General features: G+C 63.3%; 24 protein-coding genes. 12 read left to right on the forward strand and 12 right to left on the reverse strand.

Translation table 11 applies throughout. From position 1 onward, the window contains the following. Nucleotides 1–150: 150 nt before the first annotated feature. The gene (cgi121, locus tag ABEI27_RS01045) at nt 151–645 is read right to left on the reverse strand and encodes a KEOPS complex subunit Cgi121 (RefSeq protein ID WP_375797563.1); all 495 of its coding nucleotides are present in this window, start codon (nt 643–645) and stop codon (nt 151–153) included. Between the two features lie 34 nt (nt 646–679). Beyond that, the gene (locus ABEI27_RS01050; protein ID WP_375797564.1) at nt 680–3,223 is read right to left on the reverse strand and encodes an ATP-dependent DNA helicase; all 2,544 of its coding nucleotides are present in this window, start codon (nt 3,221–3,223) and stop codon (nt 680–682) included. 182 nt (nt 3,224–3,405) lie between these two features. On the opposite strand from ABEI27_RS01050, the gene ABEI27_RS01055 reads away from it, so the two are divergent. The 3 genes from ABEI27_RS01055 (at nt 3,406) to ABEI27_RS01065 (ending at nt 6,797) form a co-directional block, all read left to right on the forward strand. Continuing rightward, nucleotides 3,406–3,645, forward strand: a complete 240-nt coding sequence (locus ABEI27_RS01055) for a ferredoxin (protein ID WP_375797565.1) — start codon at nt 3,406–3,408, stop codon at nt 3,643–3,645. 272 nt (nt 3,646–3,917) lie between these two features. Beyond that, nucleotides 3,918–4,097 carry a hypothetical protein gene (locus ABEI27_RS01060; protein WP_375797566.1) on the forward strand — a complete coding sequence of 60 codons (180 nt, stop codon included), beginning with the start codon at nt 3,918–3,920 and terminating at the stop codon, nt 4,095–4,097. 114 nt (nt 4,098–4,211) lie between these two features. Beyond that, on the forward strand, nt 4,212–6,797 hold the full coding sequence (locus ABEI27_RS01065; protein WP_375797567.1) for a DEAD/DEAH box helicase: 2,586 nt from the start codon (nt 4,212–4,214) through the stop codon (nt 6,795–6,797). Between the two features lie 8 nt (nt 6,798–6,805). On the opposite strand, the gene ABEI27_RS01070 is transcribed toward ABEI27_RS01065, so the two are convergent. Beyond that, complete coding sequence (locus ABEI27_RS01070; RefSeq protein WP_375797568.1) at nt 6,806–7,474, reverse strand: AI-2E family transporter; 669 nt, start codon at nt 7,472–7,474, stop codon at nt 6,806–6,808. A gap of 20 nt (nt 7,475–7,494) precedes the next feature. Continuing rightward, a complete protein-coding gene (locus ABEI27_RS01075) occupies nt 7,495–7,830 on the reverse strand; it encodes a hypothetical protein (RefSeq protein WP_375797569.1) in 336 nt (111 codons plus the stop codon). A gap of 99 nt (nt 7,831–7,929) precedes the next feature. On the opposite strand from ABEI27_RS01075, the gene ABEI27_RS01080 reads away from it, so the two are divergent. From ABEI27_RS01080 to ABEI27_RS01090, 3 genes are all read left to right on the forward strand, one after another. Beyond that, nucleotides 7,930–9,066: a thiamine ABC transporter substrate binding subunit gene (locus ABEI27_RS01080; protein ID WP_375797570.1), complete on the forward strand. Its 1,137-nt coding sequence runs from the start codon at nt 7,930–7,932 to the stop codon at nt 9,064–9,066. Between the two features lie 67 nt (nt 9,067–9,133). Further along, nucleotides 9,134–10,831, forward strand: a complete 1,698-nt coding sequence (locus ABEI27_RS01085; RefSeq protein WP_405002939.1) for an ABC transporter permease — start codon at nt 9,134–9,136, stop codon at nt 10,829–10,831. 1 nt (nt 10,832) lies between these two features. After that, nucleotides 10,833–12,140 (forward strand): ABC transporter ATP-binding protein, encoded by a 1,308-nt coding sequence (locus tag ABEI27_RS01090; RefSeq protein WP_375797572.1) that lies wholly within the window; start codon nt 10,833–10,835, stop codon nt 12,138–12,140. Between the two features lie 110 nt (nt 12,141–12,250). Here the strand turns inward: ABEI27_RS01090 and ABEI27_RS01095 are convergent, their stop codons facing one another. After that, complete coding sequence (locus ABEI27_RS01095; protein ID WP_375797573.1) at nt 12,251–12,931, reverse strand: class I SAM-dependent methyltransferase; 681 nt, start codon at nt 12,929–12,931, stop codon at nt 12,251–12,253. 144 nt (nt 12,932–13,075) lie between these two features. On the opposite strand from ABEI27_RS01095, the gene ABEI27_RS01100 reads away from it, so the two are divergent. Together ABEI27_RS01100 and ABEI27_RS01105 are read left to right on the forward strand one after the other, a co-directional pair. Beyond that, nucleotides 13,076–13,534: a DUF2391 family protein gene (locus ABEI27_RS01100; RefSeq protein ID WP_375797574.1), complete on the forward strand. Its 459-nt coding sequence runs from the start codon at nt 13,076–13,078 to the stop codon at nt 13,532–13,534. A 107-nt stretch (nt 13,535–13,641) separates the two neighbouring features. Then, on the forward strand, nt 13,642–14,220 hold the full coding sequence (locus ABEI27_RS01105) for a hypothetical protein (protein WP_375797575.1): 579 nt from the start codon (nt 13,642–13,644) through the stop codon (nt 14,218–14,220). 102 nt (nt 14,221–14,322) lie between these two features. Here ABEI27_RS01105 and ABEI27_RS01110 read toward each other — a convergent pair whose 3' ends face one another. From ABEI27_RS01110 to ABEI27_RS01125, 4 genes are all read right to left on the reverse strand, one after another. Beyond that, on the reverse strand, nt 14,323–15,222 hold the full coding sequence (locus tag ABEI27_RS01110; RefSeq protein WP_375797576.1) for a hypothetical protein: 900 nt from the start codon (nt 15,220–15,222) through the stop codon (nt 14,323–14,325). A 594-nt stretch (nt 15,223–15,816) separates the two neighbouring features. Continuing rightward, nucleotides 15,817–16,830, reverse strand: coding sequence for a Zn-ribbon containing protein (locus tag ABEI27_RS01115; protein ID WP_375797577.1), 1,014 nt, complete (start codon nt 16,828–16,830; stop codon nt 15,817–15,819). Between the two features lie 128 nt (nt 16,831–16,958). Beyond that, a complete protein-coding gene (locus ABEI27_RS01120) occupies nt 16,959–17,348 on the reverse strand; it encodes a DUF2073 domain-containing protein (protein ID WP_375797578.1) in 390 nt (129 codons plus the stop codon). A 5-nt stretch (nt 17,349–17,353) separates the two neighbouring features. Further along, complete coding sequence (locus ABEI27_RS01125) at nt 17,354–17,995, reverse strand: Era-like GTP-binding protein (protein WP_375797617.1); 642 nt, start codon at nt 17,993–17,995, stop codon at nt 17,354–17,356. A 930-nt stretch (nt 17,996–18,925) separates the two neighbouring features. Here ABEI27_RS01125 and ABEI27_RS01130 point away from each other — a divergent pair. From ABEI27_RS01130 to ABEI27_RS01145, 4 genes are all read left to right on the forward strand, one after another. Further along, the gene (locus ABEI27_RS01130) at nt 18,926–20,740 is read left to right on the forward strand and encodes an AAA family ATPase (RefSeq protein ID WP_405002940.1); all 1,815 of its coding nucleotides are present in this window, start codon (nt 18,926–18,928) and stop codon (nt 20,738–20,740) included. Between the two features lie 160 nt (nt 20,741–20,900). Continuing rightward, nucleotides 20,901–21,404, forward strand: a complete 504-nt coding sequence (locus ABEI27_RS01135) for an amino acid-binding protein (RefSeq protein WP_375797580.1) — start codon at nt 20,901–20,903, stop codon at nt 21,402–21,404. 172 nt (nt 21,405–21,576) lie between these two features. Continuing rightward, nucleotides 21,577–22,251 carry an IMPACT family protein gene (locus ABEI27_RS01140; protein WP_375797581.1) on the forward strand — a complete coding sequence of 225 codons (675 nt, stop codon included), beginning with the start codon at nt 21,577–21,579 and terminating at the stop codon, nt 22,249–22,251. A 261-nt stretch (nt 22,252–22,512) separates the two neighbouring features. Beyond that, on the forward strand, nt 22,513–23,361 hold the full coding sequence (locus ABEI27_RS01145; RefSeq protein WP_375797582.1) for a hypothetical protein: 849 nt from the start codon (nt 22,513–22,515) through the stop codon (nt 23,359–23,361). 51 nt (nt 23,362–23,412) lie between these two features. On the opposite strand, the gene ABEI27_RS01150 is transcribed toward ABEI27_RS01145, so the two are convergent. The 3 genes from ABEI27_RS01150 to ABEI27_RS01160 all read right to left on the reverse strand — a co-directional run bounded on the left by ABEI27_RS01150 (nt 23,413) and on the right by ABEI27_RS01160 (nt 24,806). Next, a complete protein-coding gene (locus ABEI27_RS01150; protein WP_375797583.1) occupies nt 23,413–23,625 on the reverse strand; it encodes a hypothetical protein in 213 nt (70 codons plus the stop codon). 58 nt (nt 23,626–23,683) lie between these two features. Continuing rightward, the gene (gene upp, locus ABEI27_RS01155; RefSeq protein WP_375797618.1) at nt 23,684–24,364 is read right to left on the reverse strand and encodes a uracil phosphoribosyltransferase; all 681 of its coding nucleotides are present in this window, start codon (nt 24,362–24,364) and stop codon (nt 23,684–23,686) included. 259 nt (nt 24,365–24,623) lie between these two features. Continuing rightward, entirely contained in the window at nt 24,624–24,806 is a 183-nt protein-coding gene (locus ABEI27_RS01160; RefSeq protein ID WP_375797584.1) for a hypothetical protein, read from the reverse strand. Nucleotides 24,807–24,862: the final 56 nt, after the last annotated feature.

Genomic DNA, 24,862 nt, shown 5'->3' on the forward strand with positions numbered 1-24,862 from the left:
TGTACTTTACTCCGTGGTCTCGGACGCAGCGGATCCATACCGGGCGCACACGGGGGACGTACACGTCGCAACCTCGCTGCAGAGAAACGCTGCCTCGAGAATCTCCAGTTGAAACGAAGGGGTTGGCCGGTCGCGTCGAGAGCGGATCAGTTACTTCTCGACGACCAGTAGCGCGACGCGTTCGAGGACAACCGATTCGAGGTCGCCGTCTACCACGTCGAGTTCGGCGTCGCCGACGTCGAAGAACGTCCGGACGCGTTCGGGGTCGTAGTCTCCGAGCGTCGGTTCGGCCGCTGTGAGCAACCGCGATCGGACTGCCGCCGCCGCCTCGCGTTCGTCGCCGCCGTCGACGAGCACGACCGCTCGGTTCGCTCCCTCGGTGACGCCGAGTTCGAGCGCGTCGGTGATCTGTCGTCTGGCGGCCGCGTACAGCAGGATTTCGACCGCACGGTCGCGGGCGATGGACTCGCCGCGGTCGATCGCCCGGTCGGCCAGGTCGACGGCGCGTTCGAGGTGTCGGTCGCTCACGAGGTACCGCGCGTCGAACGTCTGGATGGTCGCTTCCGTTTCCCGACTGATCTCGTCGACCGTGGCGACGAACGAATCGACATCGTCGACCTCGACAATCCCCTCGAGGAGTTTCATCGCCGTCCTCCGGGGCGTCCCGCGGTCGGTCGGATCAACCGAAATCACCCAGGCTGGCCTGTTCGTCGGGGTCTTCGGTGGGATCTGAGCCGGTGCCACCGTCGGAGTGATCCAGCGCGGATCCGTCGGTTTCGGTTGACTGCGTCGAGGTTCCACCCGAGGCGACGTCATCCATCGAGGGATCCTGCCGGCCCACGTTCTCCAGGATTCGTTTCGTCGTCTTGCGGCGGCCCCGAAGCGCACCGAGAACGACCGATTTATCCGCCTCGCGGAGGGCCGCGCGGCTCTCGACACCGGCTTCGAAGAGCCGCCGGGCCCGCTTGCGACCGACGCCGCGAACCCCGGCGAGATCCAGGAGTTCGTCGCGGACGCCGTACTCGACCCGCTTTTTCGCCTCCCGGACGGGGACGGGCGAGAGGCCCAGTTCGCCCGCGAGTCGTTCGGCCGCGCCGAGAAGCCACTGAGCAGTCTCGACCTTCCCCCGGATGTCGCCCGGGCCCACGCCGTAGCGCTCGGTGATTCGGTCCTCGTCGACTTCGTCGGCCCAGTCCTCGAGGAGTTTCGCCGTCTTCAGCGCCGAAAGCCACTCCTCGAACCGGACGTCTTCGTACTCCGATGGCGTGCGGCCGAGGAGTTCCGCCTCACGTTCGTAGCAGAGTTCGGTGTAGGTCTCGCGGTCACCCGATTTGAGGTACAACTGGTACATATCCGGCGTTCGCGAGACGAGCTGAAAGAGCCCCAGCGCCGTCGGATACGTGACGTCGGGGGGAGCCCTCTCGGGGTCGGAGCCGTCGGCATCATCCGCGTCGTCGGCACTCCGTTCGTTCCCGGTCCCGGACGCTAACTCGCTGGCCCGCTGGAATCCGGCCGACGCCGGGTCGTCGGCGTCGGCCGCGACACCGTCCGGAGTGGCGGACGATCCGTCCGAGTCGGCTGCGCCCGAGCCGTCGCGCAGCGCGCGGACCATCTCACCGCGGTTGGCGCTGGCCCACTCCAGGCCGTCGATGATTTCGGCGGCAGTCATCGGATCGAGATAGAGCTGTGAGACAGTGTGGCCGATGCTGGTCGCGGTGAGCGACCCGTCCTTTCGCTCGATGAACCCGTTCCGATCGAGGTACGCCAGCACGTCGTCGGTGACCGTCTCCAGACGGCCGGAATCGTCTGTCTGCGTGGCGTACAGTGTCCGACCGAGGAACTCGAGCAGTTCCGCGCGGGTGTGGGCGAACCCCGAGGCGACGGTAGCGAGTGCGTGGGTTCGTAACGCCGGTTCGGCGGCGAGTTTCGAGCGGACGGGTTCGGGATCGGCCCAGATGTACCGCTCGAACAGTTCGTCTCGCGTCTCGGAGTTCTTCGCCAGCAGGACGGCCTCGCCGTATGGGTCGAGTCCGGGACGCCCGGCTCGTCCCATCATCTGGTGGATCTCGAGGACGTCGAGCGGCTTCATCCCGCCGAATTCGCCGTCGTAGCGCCGCCAATCGCGGACGATTACCCGCCGGCTGGGCGTGTTGACGCCCGCCGCGAGCGTCGGCGTCGCCGACACGCACTTTACGAGTCGGTCACGGAACGCCTCCTCGACGATCGAGCGGTGCTCCGGCGCGAGTCCGGCGTGGTGGAACGCCGCGCCCTTCGCGACGCAGTCGGCAAGCGTGTCGCTCGTTTCGGCGTCGGAGACGTCTCTGATCTCAGTAGCGAGTTCCGCCAAGCGGCCGCGTTCGTCGTCGGTGAGGTGGGTGGCGGTCACATCACGCAGGCGCTTGGCCGACGCTTCGGCGTTCCGACGGGAGTTGACGAACACGAGCGAGGAACCCTGATCGTCGCCGACTTCGGCCGCGACGTCGTCGTCACCGGCCAGCGCGTCGTCGACGAGCGCGGCCGTGGGGCGTCCCCCCGATTCGACCGGGACTTCGCGCTGGCTGCCGTTATCGAACGAGATCGCGTTGCCGTAGTGAACCCCCATCTGGAGGTCGATCGGTCGCCAGGTCGATTCGACGAGTTCGGCGTCGAGCCACTCGGCGACGGTGTCGGCGTTGCCGACGGTCGCAGAGAGTGCGACGACCTGAAGACTGGGGTTAAGCATCCGCAGTTTGCCGAGGGTGACTTCGAGCGTCGGACCGCGCTGGGCGTCGTCGACCAGGTGAACCTCGTCGGCGACGACACAGGTCAGGTCGTCGATCCAGGCCGCGCCGTTCCGAACCAGCGAGTCCACCTTCTCGGAAGTGGCGACCACGATGTCGCGGGAGGCCAGCCACTCGCCGTCCGAATCGTAGTTGCCGGTCGAGACGCCGATGTCGAAACCGTACTCCTCCCAGCGCTCGAACTCGGCTTTCTTCTCGGACGCCAGCGCACGCAGGGGGACGATGTAGAGCGCTTTCCCGCCGCGCGCGACGCTCGACAGCATCGCCAACTCGGCGATCAGGGTCTTGCCCGAGGCAGTGGGGACTGATGCGACGAGACTCTCTCCGCGGGTGACGCCCGCCTCGACGGCGTCGGCCTGCGGTGGGTACAGCGCTTCGATTCCCTCCTCGTGCAGGTGTGAGGCGACCCCCTCGGGCAGTTCTGGGACCTCCTCTGGGTGCATCTATCCGAAGTACGCCGTCCTCGGGTTTAAACCGTCGGAGACGCGCCGGGATGGCGCGGAGTAAACGATGTCGTCAGCGGGGTGAGTCGTCAGCGACGCGACGGCGGCGACAACAGCGAGCCCTCGACAACGCGGGGAGCCGGCGTCGCCAGGGATATGTGGGTCGTCGCCGAACGGGAAATATGAAGATTCGTTACGACCGCGAGACCTGCATCGGGATGTTCCAGTGCGTCGAGGAGTGGGACGCCTTCGAGAAGAATCTCGACGAGGGAAAGGCCGAACTGGCCGAGAGCACCGAAGTCGAAGACGGTATTTTCGAGGTGGAGGTTCCCGACGACGCCGAACTCGATGCGGAGTTCGCGGCCCGTGCCTGCCCCGTGGACGCAATCGAACTCTACGACGGCGACGAACAGGTCGTCTGAACACGGCGGAAGTAAACGGATCGTCCGGGCACGACTACAATCAGCAGATTGTCCGGGCAGGCGGGCGGGAAAGCGGGCGTTGGCAACATCAGGCGGCTTTGGCTGTCAGTCAGGCGGCTTTGGCTGTCAGTAAGAGCAGCTGTTTCTGACACTAAAGCGCAGCCGACGACAGCAGTCCTGCGACCCAGATGGCGGGACAGGAGTCCCAGTGGGACGGACTCAGCACAATTATTATATACGATGCTGGAGAGATTGTCGTTCGAGGAGAAACTATGAGTCATAGAAGTCGTGATCGGAATCTCTCGGAGTGGGCAGACCTCGTGGGAGCGTCGCTGCCGGACTCCGTCGACGATTCCGACGGAACGAGCGCGTCGGGAGACGCCTACGGGAGCCCCGAGTCCGTCGACGCGTTCGGCGCGGAGTTCGGCTCCGAGACGGACCGAAGCCGGTAGCCCCGTTTCGGACGTCCGATCGAGATATCCGTCGGTAAGGCGTGTGAGTACGCCGCTTTTCACTTTCACTCTCGGCGGCGAACTCTTAACATCGGTGGCGACCAATCGGACGTGATGGCGGCCGGCGACGACCCCGCGTACGTGGATCACCCCCTCCTGAGCCCGTCGTTCATCGAACAGCGGCGGTACCAACTCGAACTCGCGACCGCGGCGCGGAACGCGCACACGCTTGTCTGTCTCCCGACCGGTCTGGGGAAGACGACAGTGAGTCTGCTCGTGACCGCAGACCGCCTCGACGAGCACGGCGGGAAGGTACTATTCCTCGCGCCGACGAAGCCCCTCGTCCAACAGCACGCGGAGTTCTACCGGGAGGCACTCGAAATCCCGGACGAGGAGATCGTCGTGTTCACTGGAGAGATCAGTCCCGAGGATCGGGCGGGGGCGTGGGACGGCGCGCGGATCGTCGTCGCGACCCCGCAGGTCGTCGAGAACGACCTGGTCGGGAGTCGGATCTCGCTGGCGGAGGTGACACACCTCACGTTCGACGAGTGTCACCGCGCGAGCGGGGACTACGCGTACGTCTACATCGCCGAGCGCTACCACGAGGACGCCGAGAACCCGCTCGTGACGGGTATGAGCGCGTCGCCGGGGGGCGACAAAGCGGCGATTCTGTCGGTGTGTCAGAACCTCGGCATCCAAGAAGTCGAGGTGATGACCGACGAGGACGCCGACGTCGAGGCGTACACCCACGACACGTCCGTCGAGTGGGAGCGGATCGAACTGCCCGACGAGATCCTGCAGATCAGAGACGCGCTGAACGAGGTGATCAAGGATCGGCTCCAGAAACTGAAGTCGCTCGGCGTGTCGAGCACGACCCAGCCCGACATCTCCCAGAAGCAACTGAACCGGATGCGCGGGAAGTTACAGGAGTTGATGAACGCCGACAAATCGGAGGGCTACAAGGGGATGTCGACGCACGCGGAGGTGATGAAACTCCGCCGGGCAGTCGAACTCGTCGAGACGCAGTCCGTCGAGTCCGTGCGGCGGTACTTCGAGCGACAGCGGAACGCTGCGCGCTCCTCGGGCGCGTCGAAAGCGAGCCAGCGACTCGTCGCCGAGCCGAAGGTCCGCGAGGCGATGCGATTGGCCGAGTCGTTCGACGGGACGCACCCGAAGTTCTCGCGGGCGCGGATTCTACTGGCGCAGACGCTCGGTATCGAAGGGGGTGAGCGGGTCATCGTTTTCACCGAGTCGCGCGATACGGCCGAGGCCCTGACCGAGTTCCTCTCGGCGTCGTTCGACGTCCGGCGCTTCGTGGGACAGGGCGACAAGGAGAGTTCGGACGGAATGACCCAGACGGAACAGAAGAAGACGCTCGACGCGTTCAGAGCGGGCGAGTTCGAGGTGCTGGTCTCGACCTCCGTCGCCGAGGAGGGATTGGACGTCCCGGAAGTCGATTTGGTCCTCTTTTTCGAACCGGTGCCGACGGCCATCCGGTCGATCCAGCGGAAGGGCCGGACGGGTCGGCAAACGGAGGGCCGCGTGGTCGTACTCCTGGCCGAAGACACCCGCGACGAGGCGTACTTCTGGATCTCGCGCCGCCGAGAGAAAGAGATGGAGTCCGAACTCCGAGACCTGAAGAGCGTCGCCGGGGACATCGAGTCCGAACTGGGTCCGCCTCAGGGGTCACTCAAGGCCTACAAGGCCGACGGCGACGCGGGAGCGGACAGTGAAGACGGAGCAGATCGCACAGCGCCGACGTCCGAAGCCGCCGCATCTGACGCGTCGGCCGGTGGGTCGCAGTCGGGGGTCGAATCCGGTGTCGCTGGGGACGGGACAGCAACGAACGGCCAGGCCGGACTGACCGACTTCGCCGCAACGGACGAGGAAATCGAGCGTGCCGGGGGCGAACGGATCGAGAACGGTGATGCGAGCGATTCAGCCGTCGAAAGTGGTAGCAGCGATAGCAAAGAGGATGCTGACGAAGCCGACGAATCCGACAAGACCGACGACCCCGAGGGCGTCGTCGCGACCGCCGGCGACGACAGCGAGGAGACAGAGGTCGTCGTCGACCAGCGTGAACTGGATGCCTCGATTGCCAAGGACCTCTCGAAGCGCGACGACGTGCAGACGCGCTTGGAAACCCTCGCGGTCGGAGATTACGTCCTCTCGGACCGGGTCGCCGTCGAGCGCAAATCGATTGCCGACTTCCTCGACACGCTCTTGAGCGGCGAGCGCTCGCTGTTCGAGCAGGTCGGGGACCTGGCACGCGCCTATGCTCGACCCGTGTTGATCCTCGAGGGCGAGGGGCTCTACGAGGAGCGGAACGTCCACCCGGGTGCGATCCGCGGGGCGCTCGCATCCCTCGCGGTTGACTTCGACGTGAGCGTCCTGCGGACAATCGACGAGAACGACACCGCGGAGTTGCTCCTGACGATCGCCAAGCGCGAACAGACCGAACGCGACCGGACCGTGAGCGTCCACGGCGAGACAAGCGCGAAGACGCTCGCAGAACAGCAGGAGTACGTCGTCTCCGCGATTGCAGACATCGGTCCCGTCACCGCGCAGTCACTGCTTCGGGAGTTCGGGACCGTCGAAGGGGTGATGACCGCGCGGGAAGACGACCTTCGCGAGGTCGACGGCGTGGGCGAGGTGACCGCCGGGCGGATCCGCGAGGTCGTCGGCAGCGACTACCAGTAGCGACAGCGTCAGGTGGTGTCTGATCCCGCCTCGTCGGATCCGGCGTTCGCGTGGTCTACGGGCCCAGCGGCGTCAGAGTCAGTTACTGGAACGAGTTCCGGGTTCAGGTCCGTAGAGAGCAGCGGCCCGGCGACCAGTCCGATCGCTCCCAGGGTCAACGCACCGCCGAAGAACCCGACGAAATAGAGGCTTCCCGAGACGCGGGCAGTCTCGCGCGCGAGTCGAGGTCTGATGAGCACGTCCGGGAGCCACGCGACGACGAAACCCCCAATGACGAACACCAGCGTCGCCTGGACGGGTTGCCCGAGCGCAGCGTGGTAGGCTGCGGGGGCCACGAGGAGGACGACCGGAACGAACTGCAGGATCGCAGCGATCGTCGCAAACGTCACCACCGTGTCGTAGCCGGGTGTAAAAAAGACCGGGAGCGCGAGGACGAACGTGCCGAGTGCGGTGGCGGCCTGGGGAATGTAGATCGCAAACAGGGTGTCGCGAGCACGGCGGTTGAGTGCACGGGTGGTGTCGCGGTAAGGAGGCGGTCCCAGCGCCAGCGCGGCGTCCTTAGCGTCCTCACCGTAGAACAGCAGCGAGTAGATCAGAAACACGAACAGGGTGACTTTCGTCAGGATGACCGGCGCGGCTCTGGCGGCACGGCCAGCGGCTTGCTCAACGTACGCCACGACGAACTCGACGAACGAGTTCAGCGAGTAGTGGTACTCGAACCGAAGGCCGAAACGTCGATCTCCGTCGGGAGCGGGCCGATCACCGCAACGAAGGAGTCGAACCGGAGGTACACCACGATCGCTAGCGGGGCGAACAGGAGCAGCGTCGCCAGGAACGCTGCGGCGGTCGTGCTGAGACTTGCAATCCGCCGGGACTGCCCCCGATCGATGAGTTCCTGACGGAGCGGCCACAGAAGATACGCGACTGTGACAGCGAAGAAGACCGTCCCGACCACCGACGCCAGGAGAACGGCCGCAAGCGCGCCAGCGGCGACGAACAGTCCACCGAGTACGTATCGTCTGGATCGGGACATACCCCCGCCCTCAGTATGTGGGAGCAAGGACGTTGCTACGCTGGGGATGGAGATCCCAAGTCACCACGGTTAAATACCACCGAGTGTGATCACCGGGTAATGAGACGCAGAACGTTCATTCGAGCAGTCGGCGCGGGCGGCATCGCGGGACTGGCCGGGTGTGCCGGCGGGGGCGGCGGATCGACGTCGACACCGACAGCCGAGAGCGAGACGACCCAGACGCAGACTGGAACGACGACTGGGACCGCCGGCGGGACGCCTGAACTCGTCGTTGCGACGTACGGTGCGTTCGTCGACGCGCCGTCGACGAGTCCCGGCCAGTGGATCAAGGAGAACTTCGAGTCGGAGTTCGACGCGACACTCACGTTCGCGACGCCCGACAGCGAGATCAACTACTTCATCGAGCGGGCGCTGCAGGGGGTCGAGATCGATGCCGACGCATACGTCGGTCTCAACGTAGATATGCTCATCCGAGTCGACGAACGACTCGACGACGGGTTGTTCACCGACGTCGGCAACGTCGAGGGAAGCGGAGACGTGAAGGACGGCCTGAGTTTCGATCCGAAAGGTCGAATCGTCCCCTACGACACTAGCTACGTCAGCCTCGTCTACAACGAGACAATGGGCGACTATGGCGAGTTCACCGCACCGGAGACATTCGACGGCCTTTTGAAACCGGAGTACGAGGGCGACCTCCTCGCACAGAATCCCACGGCGAGTGCGACCGGCAAGTCGTTCCTCCTGCACACGATCAAAGCGAAGGGACCAGACGGCTACCTCGATTACTGGCAGAAACTCCAGGATAACAGCGTTCGGGTGCTCTCCGACTGGTCGAGTTCCTACACGGCCTACTCGAACGAGGAAGCGCCGATGGTGGTCTCGTACTCGACGGACCAGGTGTACGCCAACCGGGAGGACCAGGACCTCGCGAAGCACCGGATCCGGTTCCTGAACGATCAGGGATACGCCTACCCCGAGGGGATGTCGGTCTTCCAGAACGCCGACAATCCCGAGTTGGCACAGCGGTTCCTCGAATTTATGCTGCGGCCCGACGTGCAGGGCGAGATTGCACAGCGGAACGTCGCGTTCCCGGCGACGACGACCGCTGAACTCCCCGAGGACTTCGCAAAGTACGCCCAGGCCCCGCCTGAAGCAGTCACTTTCACGTACGACGCCCTTCGAGACAACGTGAGTGAGTGGACCCAGGCGTGGGAGCGGCAGTACGCGAGCAACTGACGACGGCACACCCGTGAGAGCCACGCTTCGGGAACACGCGTCGAGAACCGGACGTCGGCTTCGGGCGATCGTGAGATCGATCGAGTCACACGCGCTCACGCTCGGAACGCTCGCGACGGGGCTGATCCTCATCGGGGTGTTCTACTACCCGGTCGCGACGGTGTTCGTCGACGCCGTCGTCGTTGACGGACGACCGACGATCGAACCGCTCGTCTCCGTGCTGACCTCCCGGTTCTATCTCGTCGAGATCTTCGGGTTTACGGCGTACCAGGCCGCCCTCTCGACGGTCGCATCTGTCGCTCTAGGCCTGCCCGGGGCGTGGGTGTTGGCCCGATTCGAGTTCCCCGGCCGAGAGACACTCCGGTCGCTGACGATCCTGCCGTTCGTGATGCCCTCGATTATGGTCGCGATCGGGTTCGTGGCGACGTTCGGGCAGAACGGCACGCTGAACAGGGTGTTGCGTGCGCTCGGTCTGCCGACGGTCGAACTGCTGTTCACCCTGCCCGCGATCATCGTCGCACACGCGTTCTACAACGCTCCGCTGGTGGCCCGAGTGACGACGGCGGCCTGGGAAAGCGTCGATGCTTCGGCGATCGAGACGGCACGGAGTCTAGGTGCGTCGCCGGTTCGCGCCTTCCGCGACGTCGTCCTCCCGCAACTGCTTCCGGCCGTGGCGGTCGCGGCGACGCTGACGTTCGTGTTCACCTTCGCGTCGTTTCCGATCGTCCTCGCGCTCGGCGGCTTCCAGTTGGCGACGGTCGAGGTGTTCATCTACTCGCGAATCCAGAACCTCGCGTACGCCGAAGCGGCCGCACTCGCCGTTATCGAAACCGTGATTTCGCTCGGTTTGACCTACCTATACCTGCGATACGAGGGCCGACAGCGGGCTGCTGGACAGGGCGCTCGACCGCAGCCCCGCCGGTCGCTGTGGCCCGATTCCGTGACTCCCGAAGAAGTCGGGACGCGACTCGCGATCCTCGGCTACGCCATCGTCGTGCTCGCGGTGTTCGTCGTCCCGATTGCCTCAATGATCCTGACGAGTTTCACCGGCTCGCAGGGAGAACTATCGCTCCGGCACTACCGGTTTCTCCTCGAGCGGCAGCAGACCGGGGCGGCGTACCAGGTACGTCCCCTGCCCGCCATCGAGAACTCGCTCGTCTTCGGAATCGGGACGCTCCTCGTGGGAGTGCCGATGGGGGTGTTGATGGCGGTACTGACGACCCGGGACTTCCGAGGTCGCGCCGTCGTCGACGCGCTCTCGATGGCCCCGCTGGCCGTCTCGGGGATCGTGGTCGGACTCGGTCTCCTCCGAGGTCTCGTGTTCGGAATCGAGGTGTTCGGAACGCGGATCACTGCGACCGGCGCAGTCGCGATTGTCGCCGCGCACGCCGTCGGCGCGTACCCGTTCGTGACGCGGAACGTCGCGCCACTGCTCAGAAACCTCGATCCGCGGTTGACCGAATCCGCGCGGAGTCTCGGGGCGAGCAGAGTGCGGGCGCTTCTCGACATCGAACTCCCGCTGGTCGTCGCAGGCGTCGTCGCGGGCGCGGCGTTCGCCTTCGCGATCAGCATCGGCGAGTTCGATTCGACAGTCGTTCTCGCGGAGGGATCGACGAGTTACACGATGCCTGTCGCCGTCGAACGTTATCTCGGCCGCCGTCTCGGTCCAGCGACCGCGATGGGCTGTCTGCTGCTCGGGGTGACGAGTCTGAGTTTCGTGGTGATCGAACGGTTCGGCGGTCGGGACGGCCGAGGGGGATTCTGAGATGAACCTGACGCTGGAGAACGTCCGGAAGACGTACGGCGAAACGATCGCACTCGGCAGATCGGAGAGCGGCCAGGCGGACGGCGAAACGGTCGCATTCGACAGATCGGGGAGCGGCCAGGCGGGTGGGGACGCGAACGGAATCAGTCTCGACGTCGACGACGGCGAGTTCTTCACACTGGTCGGTCCCTCCGGATGCGGGAAGACGACGACACTCCGGCTGGTCGCGGGGTTCGAACCGCCGAGTGACGGAACGATCAGATTCGACGGCGAGCAAATGCGCGGGGTTCCGCCCGAGGACCGGAACGTGGGCGTCGTGTTCCAGAACTACGCACTGTTTCCCCACCTTTCGGTCCGCGAGAACGTCGCCTACGGGCTGAAGTTCGATGACCCGCCCGGCGACGAGAGCGACGCCGAACGCGTCGCGTCGTTACTCGAACTCGTCGACCTTCCTGACGCCGGCGACAGGGATCCTGCGAAACTCTCTGGCGGGCAGCAACAGCGGATCGCGCTCGCGCGGGCGCTGGCTCCGGGTCCGGACCTCCTCCTCCTCGACGAACCGATGAGTGCTCTCGACGCCCAGTTGCGGGAGCGCCTCCGGATACAGATCAAAGAGATCCAGTCCGAACTCGGGATCACGACGCTGTACGTCACTCACGACCAGGAGGAGGCGCTCGCGATCTCGGACCGGATGGCCGTGATGAACGATGGAGCTGTCGAACAGGTCGGCACGCCTCGAGACGTGTATCGCCGTCCGGCGACGCGCTTCGTCGCGAACTTCGTCGGCGACAACAACGTCTTCGAGGGGCCGGTCGTCTCGGTTCGCGGTGGGGGAGACCCCAGGAAAACAACGACGTCAGTCGGCGATGATCCAGAATCTCCAAGTGAAACGAAGGGGTCTGCGGGAGGACGCATCATCGACGTCGACGTCGGGGGGGCGACGGTCGCGGTGGCGAGCGGTCCGGAGGTCGAGTCCGACGACCGCGTGGTGTTTTGCGTCCGGCCGGAGGGGATGTCCGTAGTTGGAGAACGAGCCGAACGGCAGGACCTCACCCGGGATGAGACCGCGTCGAGGGATTTCGACAGGGTCGGTGAATCCAGGACGGTACTCGACGAGAATTCGACCAACGTTCTCACCGCCACCGTCTCGAAGGCGGAGTTCCTTGGAGATTCGACCCGTTCGCACCTCCGGTGGAACGGCCAGGAACTGACGGTCCGCTCGGTCGATCCGCTGGAGGGCGACGTTCGTGTCGGGTTCGAACCCTCCGCGGCTCACGTCGTCGAGGTGGAATCGAGACGAGAGCGGTGAGCCGTGGCGCGGTTCTGGACGTTGTTATCTCGGGAACATCGGTGAGCGGGCTACACTGTGGGAAGTGAGTGCAGGTGTGCATATCGGGTATTCAGCGCGTTTTGGAGCACTCAGGGCGCGACGCCGACGGTGAGAAGCGTGCCGTACGTCCGATAGCGCTCGACCATCGCCTCGCGGGACTTCCAGTCGTCAGTCGGGAAGGCCTCTACTGGCGGGATCTCGACCTCGCGGTCCGGGATGTTCTCCTGCTCGGCGACGTGGAGTCCGGCAGCGCGGAACGCCTTGCGATACTCCGCGGCCGACCAGCGGGTCATCTCGACCTCGATCCGCTCCTGCCACGCGTGAGAGTGGACGTTCTCTTCGTAGTAGTTCACCGCGCAGTAGAATGTGCCACCGGGGCGAAGAATGCGTGCGACCTCTTCGAGCGTGTGGTCGGGATCGGTTGCGTAGTAGAACGCCTCCATACTCCAGACGTGGTCGATGGAGTTGTCCGCGAACGGGAGGACGTCGAAGTCACCAACGAGGAAGCCCACGAACGGGTCGTCGGTGTACGATCGGGCGTTCTGCGCCATCGCGGGTGACCCATCGAGTCCGTAGACCCGACCAGCGGTCTCCGTCTCGCGAAGCGCGCGACCGATGTACCCGCTGCCGCACCCGAGGTCAAGGACGGTCTCGCCGTCCTCAATCGGCATTCGGGCGAGGGCGTGTTTCGCCGTGTGCCAGTGTCGCTTCTCCATTCCCTTGTCGCGCCCGTCGGCCGCCCAGGCGTCGAACTCGGCTCGAACGCTCATACCCGCTTCTGGAGCGGCCACCACAAGAACGGTCGGATTTCAGTCCCCGGATCGATTGCGGCTGCGGAAGGCGGGCGAGTCCGAATGGCAGTTTTTCGACGCGCGAGGGGCGGTTATATATCCTCTGGCGCGGGGAAGAGAGATATGGTCGGACGCCGTCGCCGGTTCGCGCTCTCCGATACGGTCCAGCAGATCATCGGCGGGTTCCTCCTCGCCGGTCCCTTCGTCGTCACTGAGGAGGTGTGGGTTCTCGCGGAGAGTATGTCGTGGATACAGGCCCTGCTAACCGTAATTATCGTCTTCACAATCGGCTATGGGGCGCTCTACAAGGCCGACAATCGGAATCCGGACCGCGAGACCGAGGTTGGCGGGATCCCGGTTCGCTTCATCTCTCTCATCGCCGTCTCGTATCTCTCCGTAATTATCCTCGCGATCGCGTTCGACGCCCCAGCGACGTTTCTCGGAGAGACCGGCGAGGCGGTGATAGTGCCGCTCGTTGGCGTCCTAGTCGACCCTGCGCTGATCGTAACGACGCTGAAGGCGGTCAGCATCGGCTCGGTTTTTAGCGTGATCGGCGCAGCCACCGCCGACTCGATTTACTGATGTACTTCGACGGGGGACGACAACCCGCTCACTGCACCGCGGAATTCTGTGGCGCGATTCGATTGGATCCCCCGCATCGTTAAGTCCGCGCGGTCGGATCTACGGATATGGATTACACGCTCGCTATCGAGAACGCACCCGATTCGATCCCCGGCGGTACCGGGGTACTACTCCTGCATCCCAGTATCGGTGAGACAGATCGGATCGACACTGACTTTCTGAAGACCGACACCGATCACTTTCTGGTCATCTCGACACGGACGACCGCCCGCGAGGTCGAGCAGAAACTCGAACACTACGACGTTGATGAATCGAAAGCGGTCGTTCTCGACACGCTCTCGGTAGAGCGCGGATATTCGCGACGGCGGAGCGATCGCGTCCACTACGTCGCCGCACCCGACGATCTCGACGGGATCGTCACCAAGACCGAGGAGTTCCTCAGGACGCACGGTGGGAAGATTCGAATCAGCGTCGACTCCGTGACCGAAATGGCGTACTACGCCGACGTCGACGAGGCATACGAGGCGACCGGGCGGCTGCTGGAACTGCTCGCCGAACACGACGCGGTCGGGCTGTTCCATCTCTCGAACGAGGTCCACGACGACGAAACGATCGAACGCTTCCGCGACCTGTTCGACGCTGTCGTCGAACTGGACGTCGATGGGAACGTAGCCACCGAGTTTTGAGATCAGGTCGGCGACGAGATTCGATGGACGGACGGCCGTTTACCGCGGGAAGAACTCAGTGACTACTCGTCGGTTTCGTTCGCCCGGTTCGGCGCCTACCGATTATTTATCCGTTCCGTTCCCCGCGTTGGAGTCTCCGTCAGATGGGTCGGAGTTCTCGTCGAGTGTGCCGGAGTTCCCGTGGGGTGCGTCGGAATCTCTCTCGGGTTCGTCCGGCGTCTCCTCTTCGAGTTTCTCGAACGTCTTCTCGGCCCACTGGACGCCGTATTCGGGGCCGTGCTCGACGAAGGCCTGGGTGTCGAGCGCAGCAAACGGTGCGGGGAGATCAAGTCCGTGTTTGACCGCCGAACAGGCGTACTCGGTGGCTTCTGCGAACGAGGTCTGCCCGCGGGCGACCGCCCGCGGGAGCGTCGTAAGTCGGCCCGAGAGTCGTTGGCCCGCGTCCGCCCACGCGTCATAGAGGGTGGGGTGATCGGCCTCCCAACTGCGGAAGGTGTCGCGAGTCTGTATACCGAGCCACGCGTCGTAGAGTGCCGCCGCGATCTGGTAGACGTCCGCCGGTCCGAGCGGGACGACCGCATTGAGGTCTCGGTAGGCACTCCCGAAGAACGGGAGGAAGTGCTCGGGTGCGTCGGTGCCGACCTGCACGAACGCCTCCGCGAGCAGGAAGTCCAGGAAGTCGGTTGGCGTCCCCTCGGCCCGTTTCTTGATTAGCACGGTCGGTGGGACAGTCTGACGAGTCCACGTGACAGTCCCGTCTCCGGGCATCCCGACGGTGAAATCCGACCCGGCGTACCTGACGAGCGGTTCGGGTGCGTCCGCCGGGAGCCACTCCGATGGATACGTCGCGGGATCTAGACCGTCGGCGAGGAGACCCAGATCCTCGGCGGTGGCCGGGGGAATCGTCTCGAAATCGGCGCCGACGTCGAGAACGTTCGCGTCGGGAGCGTGGGCCTCGCGGACGGCGCTGACATCGTCCGTGAGGGTGCGGCGGTCGAACATACCTAAGCTTGCACCCGGGGCGTCTTGAGGAGTGCGCCTCACGGTCGGAGTCAGTGTATAGTAGTGTTTATAACTTTTCGCTCACTCGATCGCACGACCGCGTGTGATCGGATGTGTACTCAGTTGCAAACGCTACTGTGGGTTGGTGCGGGTTCGGTTCTGGAGTTGAAACGAGAGGATCGGGGCGAGGAGAGAAACAGTCTGCAGGAGAAGCGACGAAAAACTGACCGCGAAGGCCGTCGACGTTACCCGAACGCGAGCATCACGACGATGGCGATCACGAGAACGGCTGAGACACCGACGGTTCCGAGGACAATTTTGGTCGCCTGACTCATACGCGGTCGGTGTCGGGCGGGGCGCTTAAATCCCTCCAATTCGCCGTCGTTAGTGTTCCGACGGAGTCTCGCGACGAGTCCGCCCATCCGCGAGACTATCGAGTGTGACCCGTGGTCGAGGCGCTGGTCATATCGGATCAAGGAGGAATACGAGTGCGACCAGACTGTGGAGAAGGGTCGATCCGGTCAGATTGTGGGCAAGAATGTGAGTTCGATGGATCGGGGAGGAACAGAGATTTGTTCGGACGGGGAGAGAGCCTCAGTTGTCGTTGGGGCCGCCCGGCGTCGTATCCCACGTGTCCGGCACTTCGATGATGTATCGGCCGTCTTCCTGGAGCGAGATGATGTACTCGGTCCGGTCGTACAGTTCCATCAGGTTGAGTTCGTACTCGCCGGGGGCGACGATGCGGATGCTCTCAAACTGCTCGTTGAGTTCCTCGCGAAGGTCGTCGAGATCCGGGCGGTCGTCGCTCGATGGTTCGATGACGCGACCGTCAGCGTCGCTCGGTCGGCTTCGGGCGTCCTCGCCGGTGGGCTCGGCATCGGATGGGTCGTCGATATTCGGATCCGGAGCCCCAGCCGCGATCTCGTCCGGCGAGACGACGTCGCTCCGGGCGTTCGCCTGTGCAGTGTCTTCCGGAGCGTCGGTCGTGGTCGAGTCGGCAGTGGTCTCGGACTCTGTCGTCGAGTCCGCTGGAAGAGCGGAATCCGACTGAGCCGGTGACGGTTCGGACTGAGGTGATGCGGAGTCAGATCGGGACGACGAATTCTGTGCCGTCGAATCGTCCGGGGTAGCGGGTTGCGAGGGGTCGCCGGCTTCCCCGTGCGGATCCGACTGATTCGACTGGTTCGGCCACTCGCGATCGGATGCGAGCGGGTCACGGGTCGTGCCGGAGCCAGGATCGGTGGCAGAGGCTTGCTCGTCCGCAGGATCCGCGCTGGGATCAGAGCGGTCGCCGAGCGCTCGATCCGCAGCCTCGCTCCACGCTTCGGAGGAATCGGTCGTCGAAGCGTCACTGGGAGTGTTGATCGTCGAAGGGTTCCCAGGGGTATCAGTCGTCGAAACGTCTCTGTGGGTGTCGGTCGTCGAAGAACTGTCTTGAGGCTGCGATGATCGACTGGTAGTGGTTCCGGTGTCGGCGTCGGTCTCGAACGACGTTTCGGAAGCGGGCTGGAACTGGAACTTGTTGCCGCCGCAGTTCGGACACCCGGACAGCATCTCTTTGGACCCGTCCGCGAACACTCGACCGCAGTTCGTGCATTCGTGAGGCATTTGTGGTTACGGAGGGAGGGGGTGATTCGGGTGCAGCGGGTGTCCGACGGGCCGAGGGCGTCGGCGCGGAATCGAAGCGGCGCGTTGTGGACGGCCGATCGGAGCGGTGTGAGTCATTTATTCGCCCGTTACTTCCGGGAGACGAGTGCGCTGATGAGGTTCTCGTCTTTGTGAAGTGTCTCGATCTGGTTTGCGGGACCGATGACGGTGAGTTTCTTGTCCGACCCTTTGCCCATCAGTCGGCCGAGGAACCCCTGGCTCCCGGTCTGAGAGTGTGGGTAGGTCTCGATCTCGATTCCGTTGAACTCGTCGGGGCTGATTTCGGTCATCGTGACCTCGATGAGTTTTGACTCCTCGTCGGGAGAGAGTCCCTCTTCGAGCACGACGATGTTGCCGTCGCGAACGCCGTCGAGGATGAGACGGATTTTTTCCATACTCGTCAGCCCCTCCATCCGCGCACCGCTGATGAGGTCGATCTGGACGCCGTCTCCGGTCTCGCCTGGTGTGACTTCCGGCATCGTGATCACCCGAAGTACTCCGCGATCTTCGAGTAGACTTCGTCCATATTGTTTCCTTCGAGGGCCGAAAGCGGCACTGTCTCGTGCTGCGGGAACGCGTTGGCGATACGCTGGACGTTCGAGTCGTCTAGATCCGTCTTGTTTGCGAAGATCAATACGGGGAGATCCTGACTCTCGATGATCCCGATGAGCATCGTGTTCACCTGCGTGAACGGATCGTGCGTACTGTCGAGGACGTAGATCACACCGTCGACGTCCTCGCGGAGCCAATGCATCGCTTCTGCGACACCTTCGGTCGCTTCGCGAGATCGACGGACGGCGTCCTCTTTCTCCATATCGTGCTCGAGGAACTCCTTGTAGTCGACTTTCGTCGTGACGCCGGGAGTGTCGACGATATCGATACTTACTGTCTTCCCGTCCCGTTCGATCTCGACGTTTTCCTTTCGTCGGGCTCGACGGGTTTCGTGGGGAATGTGACTCTCGGGGCCGACGGCGTCGCCGGTCCAGTCACGTGCGATTCTGTTTGCGAGGGTCGTCTTCCCGGCATTGGGGGGTCCGTAGATGCCGATCCGCTTGGGTTCGGCATCCGAGAACATCCGGTCAACGGCCCGTGAGATGCTGTCTCTGAGGTCTGTGAACAGTCCCATCCTGGCCTCCCGCGCCTCCCGCATCAGACTCGTGGAAGGGCGTATGGAGATATCACGTCCCCGTGTTTACTTAAGTACTGCGTCAGACACGCCGCGGACGGTGGAGTTCGAGAGTGTAGAGAGCCGATAGAAGCGCCAATAACCCGGTTCGGTCGCACACCCGTTCCCAATTGGAGCCGTCCGGGCGGTGATCCTCGGGTCGGTTTCTGTTCACATCCAGTCGCATAGTCGGCGCTGGGAGCCACGGAGACGGCCCCCCACCCCTTCGTTTCAACTGGAGTCGTCCGGAGACGGGAGGTAGCGTTCGGCTCGGTAGATAAAATCATACCAACAACTGCTAAAATTAAATAATTATTATATTAATATTATTTTATATCGGAGTACGGGTATGGTTACTGCACCAAGAATATAAAAGTACCGCTTTGTAGTACTCCGGCGCTGACCCCCACCCCCGGTTCTGACCGTTCCACCTGAAACGAAGGGGTGGGGGAGGTGGCCCGACGGGTGATTCGAATGACTACTCACCGACACGTCGATCAGTCTGGGACGGAACGTCGGACTGGTCGATCTTCAGTCGGTTTCTCTCGTCATTTGATGGGGTTCTCGTCCGGCTACGGCCGATGATTCCACTCACCCACCGGTGGAGACGGCTGAGATACCGGCGAAGGCAGGAAGAGGCAAGTTTTTTATAACACCTGTTCGTCTGGTTCTTCTGCATCAACTGGACGCGTCGACGAGAGAGATTCGGACTAATTCGGTTGCTCTCTCGACCAACTCGCCGATATGCCTTCACAGGGGCGTGATTTCCAGTCGAAATTGGGGGGTTAACCAATGGGAAAGGAAACAGGATCCGGAGACGAGAGACACGCAACGAACCGAGAGAACGCCGATGCGTCCGACACGTCGCTCGACGTCGACGATCGGTCCCCGATCGAGGAAGCGGAGTCGACCAGCGACGCGGATCCTGATACTACCGGCGATGCGGGCGCGGGCACGGCCGAAAACACCGGAGACAGTGGGACGGCCGAGAACGCCGCCATAACCGACGAGTTCCCGGTCGAAACGGGCACCGACGAGAGCGACCCGTCGGCGGAATCCGGGCGCAACGACGCTGCGCGTGACACGGATCCGAGTGGAACGGACGGCCTGACTGCCGATGGAGATGGAACTTCTCCCAGTGATTCGTCTTCCGATTCATCCTCGAGTTCAGACGCGAATTCGCCGTCTGAATCGGACTCCGATCCCGTCACCGCCGCTGACATCGACATCGAAGAGAGCATCGGCCCGTCTGCTTCGGGTGACGACAGCAAGACCGACCTTGGGCTCGATGAGGTCGTCCTCGACGACGACGACAGCCAGGGCCTCTTCGACGACCTGCTCTCGGGTGAACCGATCTTCGAGAACAAAGAGGTGCTGCGGCCGTCGTACACGCCCCACGAACTTCCACACCGGACCGAACAGATCAACCAGATGGCGACGATTCTGGTCTCGGCGCTCCGTGGGGAGACCCCGTCGAATATCCTGATCTACGGGAAGACAGGAACGGGAAAGACCGCGAGCGCGAAGTTCGTCAGTCAGGAACTCGAATCAACCTCGAAGAAGTACGACGTCCCCTGTGAAGTCGAGTACATCAACTGCGAAGTCACCGATACGCAGTATCGCGTTCTCGCCCAACTGGCGAACAAGTTCATCGAGAAAAACCAGGATGTCATCGACCGGAGACTGTCGGACCTGAACGAACTTCGTTCCGAGGTCGTCGACGCCGCTGATCCCGCCACGACACTCGCCACTACGGACCTCGAGACAATCGACGCCGTCGAAGACCGAATCGAGGAACTCGAAGACGACAGCGAGGAGATGGAGTCCGTTCCGATGACGGGGTGGCCCACCGATCGGGTCTATTCCACCTTCTTCGACGCGGTCGACTACGAGGAGCGCGTCGTCGTGATTATGCTCGACGAGATCGACAAACTCGTCGAGAAATCCGGAGACGACACGCTGTACAACCTCTCGCGGATGAACTCCGAACTGAACAACTCCCGAATCTCGATTATGGGTATCTCGAACGATCTCAAGTTCACCGACTTCCTCGATCCCCGAGTCAAATCCAGTCTGGGCGAGGAGGAGATCGTCTTTCCGCCGTACGACGCGAACCAACTCCGCGACATCCTCCAGCACCGTGCGAACGTGGCGTTCAAGAAAGACGCTCTCACCGACGACGTCATTCCTCTGTGTGCGGCGTTCGCCGCTCAGGAACACGGTGACGCTCGCCGCGCGCTCGACCTCCTCCGGACTGCAGGAGAACTCGCCGAGCGCGGGCAGGCCGATACCGTCGAAGAATCCCACGTCCGCAAGGCCCAGGACAAGATCGAACTCGATCGGGTCGTCGAAGTCGTCCGCACCCTGCCGACACAATCGAAGATCGTCCTCTTCGCGACGATCCTGCTCGAAAAGAACGGCGTCCGAAACGTGAACACCGGCGAGGTGTTCAACATCTACAAGCGACTCTGTGAGGAGATCGATGCCGACGTACTCACCCAGCGCCGCGTCACCGACCTCATCTCCGAACTCGATATGCTGGGGATCGTCAACGCCGTGGTCGTCTCGAAGGGCCGCTATGGCCGGACGAAGGAGATCTCTCTCTCGGTTCCGATCGACGAGACCGAGGCGGTCCTCCTCTCCGATTCCCGACTCGGCGACATCGAGAACGCCCAGCCGTTCGTCCAGGCCCGATTCGACAACTGATTACCACCCTCGCGCTCTGTAACGACTCCTGAGCCCGGTTTAGAACCCTGGGGGACTGCCGTTTGACTCTCTCTTCGAGACCGCCATCCGATCCGATCGCCGCTGGTTCCCGCTCGTCCGAACGCCAGCCTAATATCGGTGGCCTGCGAGCACTCCGAGCGTGTTCGACGAGATTATGGAGAAGTTCGAGGGGAGTCCGAGCCAACAGGAGGTCATCCGCCTGCTCTTAGAGCGCGGGTTCTCGGTCAACGACGACGGGCGCGTCGTCTCCGGCGGGATCGAAATCCCGAACACGGGCATCGCCCGCGAGATCGGCGTCGACCGACGCGTGGTCGACTCGACAACGACAGCGATCCTCGAAGACGAGCAACTCAGGCGGATCTTCCAGAACATCTCGTCGATTCCGAGTCTGATGGACCTCGCGCCCGTTCTCGACCTCTCTGCGGTCACCGTCGAGGTCAACGACGCCGAGCGCCCCGGTATCGTCGCCGAGATCACGACCCGACTTGCGGACCGAGATATCTCCATCCGACAGACGATCAGCGAAGATCCCGAGTTCACCGACGAGCCGAAACTCTACGTCATCACCGACGATCCGATCCCCGGCGACCTTCTGAACGAACTCACCGAACTCGATTTCGTCCGTCGGATCAGCCTCGCCTGATCGACCCCCTCAGGATACGTGATCGATTCTATAGTAGCGTTTGCAAGTCTTCGCTCACTCGATCGGACGACTGCGTGCGATCAGATGTGCAATCAGTTGCAAACGCTACAATAGATCGCCTGTGGCCCGGTGACGCGAACCCTTTTGCCCGATGACAGACCAACCCCCGTCCGTGACTGATTCGTCTGAGGACACTGCCAGGAGCGATCACCCGGACGCCTTCCGGACCGTCGCCGGCCCGGGTGAGGCCGCCTTCGAGATCCGCGGGTCTGAGTTCGTCGGCTACGTCGCCCCCGCGAACACCGTCGAGGAGGCGGAAGCCTTCGTCGAGCAGATCCGCGACCGCCACTCCGACGCGACCCACAACGTTCCCGCCTACCGCGCACCTGCTGTCGAAACCGAGGAACGCGGCCCGAGCGAGGGATCGGGAGCGATGCTCCGCGAGTACCGGTCCGACGACGGCGAGCCCAGCGGTTCGGCAGGCGATCCCGCGTTGAACGTCCTCGTCCAGCAGGAACTCCGGAACGTCGTCGCGGTCGTCACCAGGTACTACGGGGGAACGAACCTCGGGGTCGGCGGCCTGGCGCGCGCGTATTCCCGGGGAGTGAAGGACGCAGTCGACGCTGCAGGCGTCGTCGAGACGGTCCCTCACGAGCGATTCGCCGTCACCGTCGATTACGACGACTCCGGCACGGTCCGCGGCCTCATCGAGAGCGCGGACGTGGCGTTCGACGCCGACTACGGAACCGACGTCTCCTTCGAAGTTCGTGCGGCCGTCGAGGAAGCAGCGGCACTCCGTGATCGGATCCGGAGCGCGACGAGCGGCCGGGCGAACATCGACCACTAATCAGAAATGCGTTGCCGAAGGGCCCGTGCCGTCGGACCGTTCCGCGCTGCGACAGTATATACCTGTGACTACAGTTATCACGGTCCGGGTACCGTCGATATGGGGGTCGCTTTCCACTCCTTCACTTCGAAGTGAATTCGGTACACCACGTCGGTATTCGAGCCGAAACACACGGGTTCGAGAGCCGTAGAGACCGAAAGGTCAAACCGCCGTTTGTGTTTCCCATCGGATACTTGAACGCGGCCGGTGAATCGAACGGGTATGGTCGATATCGACTCGGAAACGCTGTTCAACAGTGCGGCGGCGGTGCTCACCACCGCGGCCGCGCTGTTTTTTATCTCTAGCGTCGAACTCGGCGTCTCTCCGGTATCGAGGATCCTGCTCGTGCTGGCCTTCCTCTCGGGCGTCTTCGCGATCTCGCAGCGGACGGACGATCGACAGGTGACACTCCTCGCGTACGGGGTCGTCGTCGTCTCCATCGTCGGCATCTTCCTCGACCTCGTGAACACTTTCGACGCGGGGAACTCGACTCTCGTCGCTGGCCTCCTGGTTCTCGCGGCCGTCCTGTTCGGACTTCGGACCCGGTTCGACGACCAGAACCGACTCCTGACGTCGACGCAAGCGACGTACCTCCTCGGGGCCGTCGCCGTGCTCGCAGTGGTCGTCCTCGTCGTCGACGTCGGAACCGGGGGACTCACCTACGAACTCCAACCACAGGGTCAGGTCGAGATCACCGAATCGCCGAGAGAGAACACTCGTGTCGCGTCCGTGGCGGTGACCAACCCGACCCCGCTCCCGGAGCGGGTGAAGATGCCCAACTACGCTGCCTGCGCCGCTGGGGACTGGAGTGAGTACCGGCAATCTGAACCGGAGCGCGACCGACCGCTGCCCGTTCGGGTGAATATCAACGTCGACGACGGCTACAACGATCATCTGATGAGTTTCGGATCGAAGACGTACTCGGTGAGTATGTATCTCGACGCGACCAACACGACCGGAGAGGCCTTCCCGGTCCAGCGGACCGACGCGTGTCCAAGCGATGAGAGCGGTGCGCCGTACATCGCGATCTTCGAGCGGCCCGAAAGCGCTGACCGCGTGTATCCGACGTGAGGATCGCGCGACGACGCAGTAGCGCGATCTACTGCCGTCCGCTCGTCTCTCTCAGTCGACGATGATGTCTGCGTCTTCGTCGTAACTCTCGCCGCGACTCCCCGGTTGCATCTCCGTTCGGTAGCGCTCGATCCACTCTGCGAAGCACGCCGGACAGAGTCGTTGGCTGTCGACCTCCGAGCGGTCGACGTTCAACTGGACGGTCCGTGCGAGTGGCTCTTCGATCGGGTCGCCGCAGGCATCACAGGGCTCGCTCCCGGCCATACGTTCCCGTGTGCGACGCGTCCGTAAAGGTGTTCACCCGGATATCGCCGTTTTTGAGCTACGTCGTCCTGAACGCGCGGTCACCGGCGTCGCCCAGGCCCGGGACGATGTACCCGTCGTCGTCGAGGTGGTCGTCGATAGCGACCGTCAGGAGGTCCGTCTCGGGGAACCGCTCGCCGACGCGCAAGAGTCCGTCTGGCGCGGAGACGGCCGAGAGGACGAACACATCGGCTGGATCCGCACCAGCGTCGTCGAAGACGTGTTCGAGCACGGCACACATCGTCGAACCCGTCGCTAGCATCGGATCGGCGACGATGACGGTGTCTCTCTTGGTGATCTCGGGCAGTTTGACGTAGTCGATGGTGATCGGAAACTGCCCGTCGTCGTTCATTCCGGCTTCCTCGTCGCGTCCGGCGCTGATGACGCCCTGCTTCGCTCGCGGGAACGCCTTCAACAACCCCTCCACGAACGGCGTCGCCGCGCGCAACACGTTGACGATCACCACGTTGTCGAGGCCCCGAACGCGCTCGCCGGTCGTTTCGGTCAGCGGTGTCTCGACGGAGACGTACTCGGTCTCCATCGCCCCGTCGATGATCTCGTAGCCGCAGATACGGCCGAGTTTGACCAGGCCTTTCCGGAACGCCACCTGCTCGGTCTCCACGTCGCGGAGTCGTGAGAGCGTGTCCTTCGCGAGGGCGTGCGTTATCAGGTACGCGTCGTCGCGGTCTTCGATGGCCATCAGTATCATACTCGGAACTCGAGTCCACATAACTCACCGGGATGGCTCCGGCCGCTCTTACCGTTCGATCGGCCGGTCGACCGCAGGATTCGATCTGTCGGCCAGCCGTCGCCGCTCAGTTGATATACTCGCCAGGGCCTCCCCCAATTGATGTACTCGCCCGATCGCTCGCTCTTATATCATCAAATGCATTTGCCGGTTCCGACTCAGTCGACCGCGCTCGTCCGGGATCTCACCGTGAAGACGGTCGGTTTCGATTTCATCGCGTGATGAGGTACGTCGCGGCCATAATCACAAGCGCCAGCGAACCGACGTTCACGAGCGTGAACTGCGTGATCTCCACGGTGCTGAGTCCCCAGATGACGAAGGCAGCGAACGCCGACGAGAGGACGAGATTCATCGCGAAGAGCACGCGCGGGTCTCCCTGCGAAGTGGTCTCCATACTCCGCTCTCGCTCCCGGCCTTCACATATTTTGTGCTGGGGACTCACAGTGGAAC

The sequence above is a fragment of the Halobellus sp. genome, from assembly GCF_042218505.1.
Classification (GTDB): Archaea; Halobacteriota; Halobacteria; order Halobacteriales; family Haloferacaceae; genus Haloquadratum.

Coding starts and splice junctions, on each gene's coding strand:
- ABEI27_RS01080 (WP_375797570.1), top strand. CDS start 7,930: ATGAGACGCAGAACGTTCATTCGAGCAGTCGGCGCGGGCGGCATCGCG.
- ABEI27_RS01095 (WP_375797573.1), bottom strand. CDS start 12,931: ATGAGCGTTCGAGCCGAGTTCGACGCCTGGGCGGCCGACGGGCGCGAC.
- ABEI27_RS01160 (WP_375797584.1), bottom strand. CDS start 24,806: ATGGAGACCACTTCGCAGGGAGACCCGCGCGTGCTCTTCGCGATGAAT.
- ABEI27_RS01125 (WP_375797617.1), bottom strand. CDS start 17,995: ATGGGACTGTTCACAGACCTCAGAGACAGCATCTCACGGGCCGTTGAC.
- ABEI27_RS01115 (WP_375797577.1), bottom strand. CDS start 16,830: ATGCCTCACGAATGCACGAACTGCGGTCGAGTGTTCGCGGACGGGTCC.
- ABEI27_RS01120 (WP_375797578.1), bottom strand. CDS start 17,348: ATGCCGGAAGTCACACCAGGCGAGACCGGAGACGGCGTCCAGATCGAC.
- ABEI27_RS01145 (WP_375797582.1), top strand. CDS start 22,513: ATGGTCGATATCGACTCGGAAACGCTGTTCAACAGTGCGGCGGCGGTG.
- ABEI27_RS01060 (WP_375797566.1), top strand. CDS start 3,918: ATGAGTCATAGAAGTCGTGATCGGAATCTCTCGGAGTGGGCAGACCTC.
- ABEI27_RS01110 (WP_375797576.1), bottom strand. CDS start 15,222: ATGTTCGACCGCCGCACCCTCACGGACGATGTCAGCGCCGTCCGCGAG.
- ABEI27_RS01150 (WP_375797583.1), bottom strand. CDS start 23,625: ATGGCCGGGAGCGAGCCCTGTGATGCCTGCGGCGACCCGATCGAAGAG.
- ABEI27_RS01105 (WP_375797575.1), top strand. CDS start 13,642: ATGGATTACACGCTCGCTATCGAGAACGCACCCGATTCGATCCCCGGC.
- ABEI27_RS01055 (WP_375797565.1), top strand. CDS start 3,406: ATGAAGATTCGTTACGACCGCGAGACCTGCATCGGGATGTTCCAGTGC.
- cgi121 (WP_375797563.1), bottom strand. CDS start 645: ATGAAACTCCTCGAGGGGATTGTCGAGGTCGACGATGTCGATTCGTTC.
- ABEI27_RS01050 (WP_375797564.1), bottom strand. CDS start 3,223: ATGCACCCAGAGGAGGTCCCAGAACTGCCCGAGGGGGTCGCCTCACAC.
- ABEI27_RS01100 (WP_375797574.1), top strand. CDS start 13,076: ATGGTCGGACGCCGTCGCCGGTTCGCGCTCTCCGATACGGTCCAGCAG.
- ABEI27_RS01090 (WP_375797572.1), top strand. CDS start 10,833: ATGAACCTGACGCTGGAGAACGTCCGGAAGACGTACGGCGAAACGATC.
- ABEI27_RS01065 (WP_375797567.1), top strand. CDS start 4,212: ATGGCGGCCGGCGACGACCCCGCGTACGTGGATCACCCCCTCCTGAGC.
- ABEI27_RS01075 (WP_375797569.1), bottom strand. CDS start 7,830: ATGTCCCGATCCAGACGATACGTACTCGGTGGACTGTTCGTCGCCGCT.
- upp (WP_375797618.1), bottom strand. CDS start 24,364: ATGGCCATCGAAGACCGCGACGACGCGTACCTGATAACGCACGCCCTC.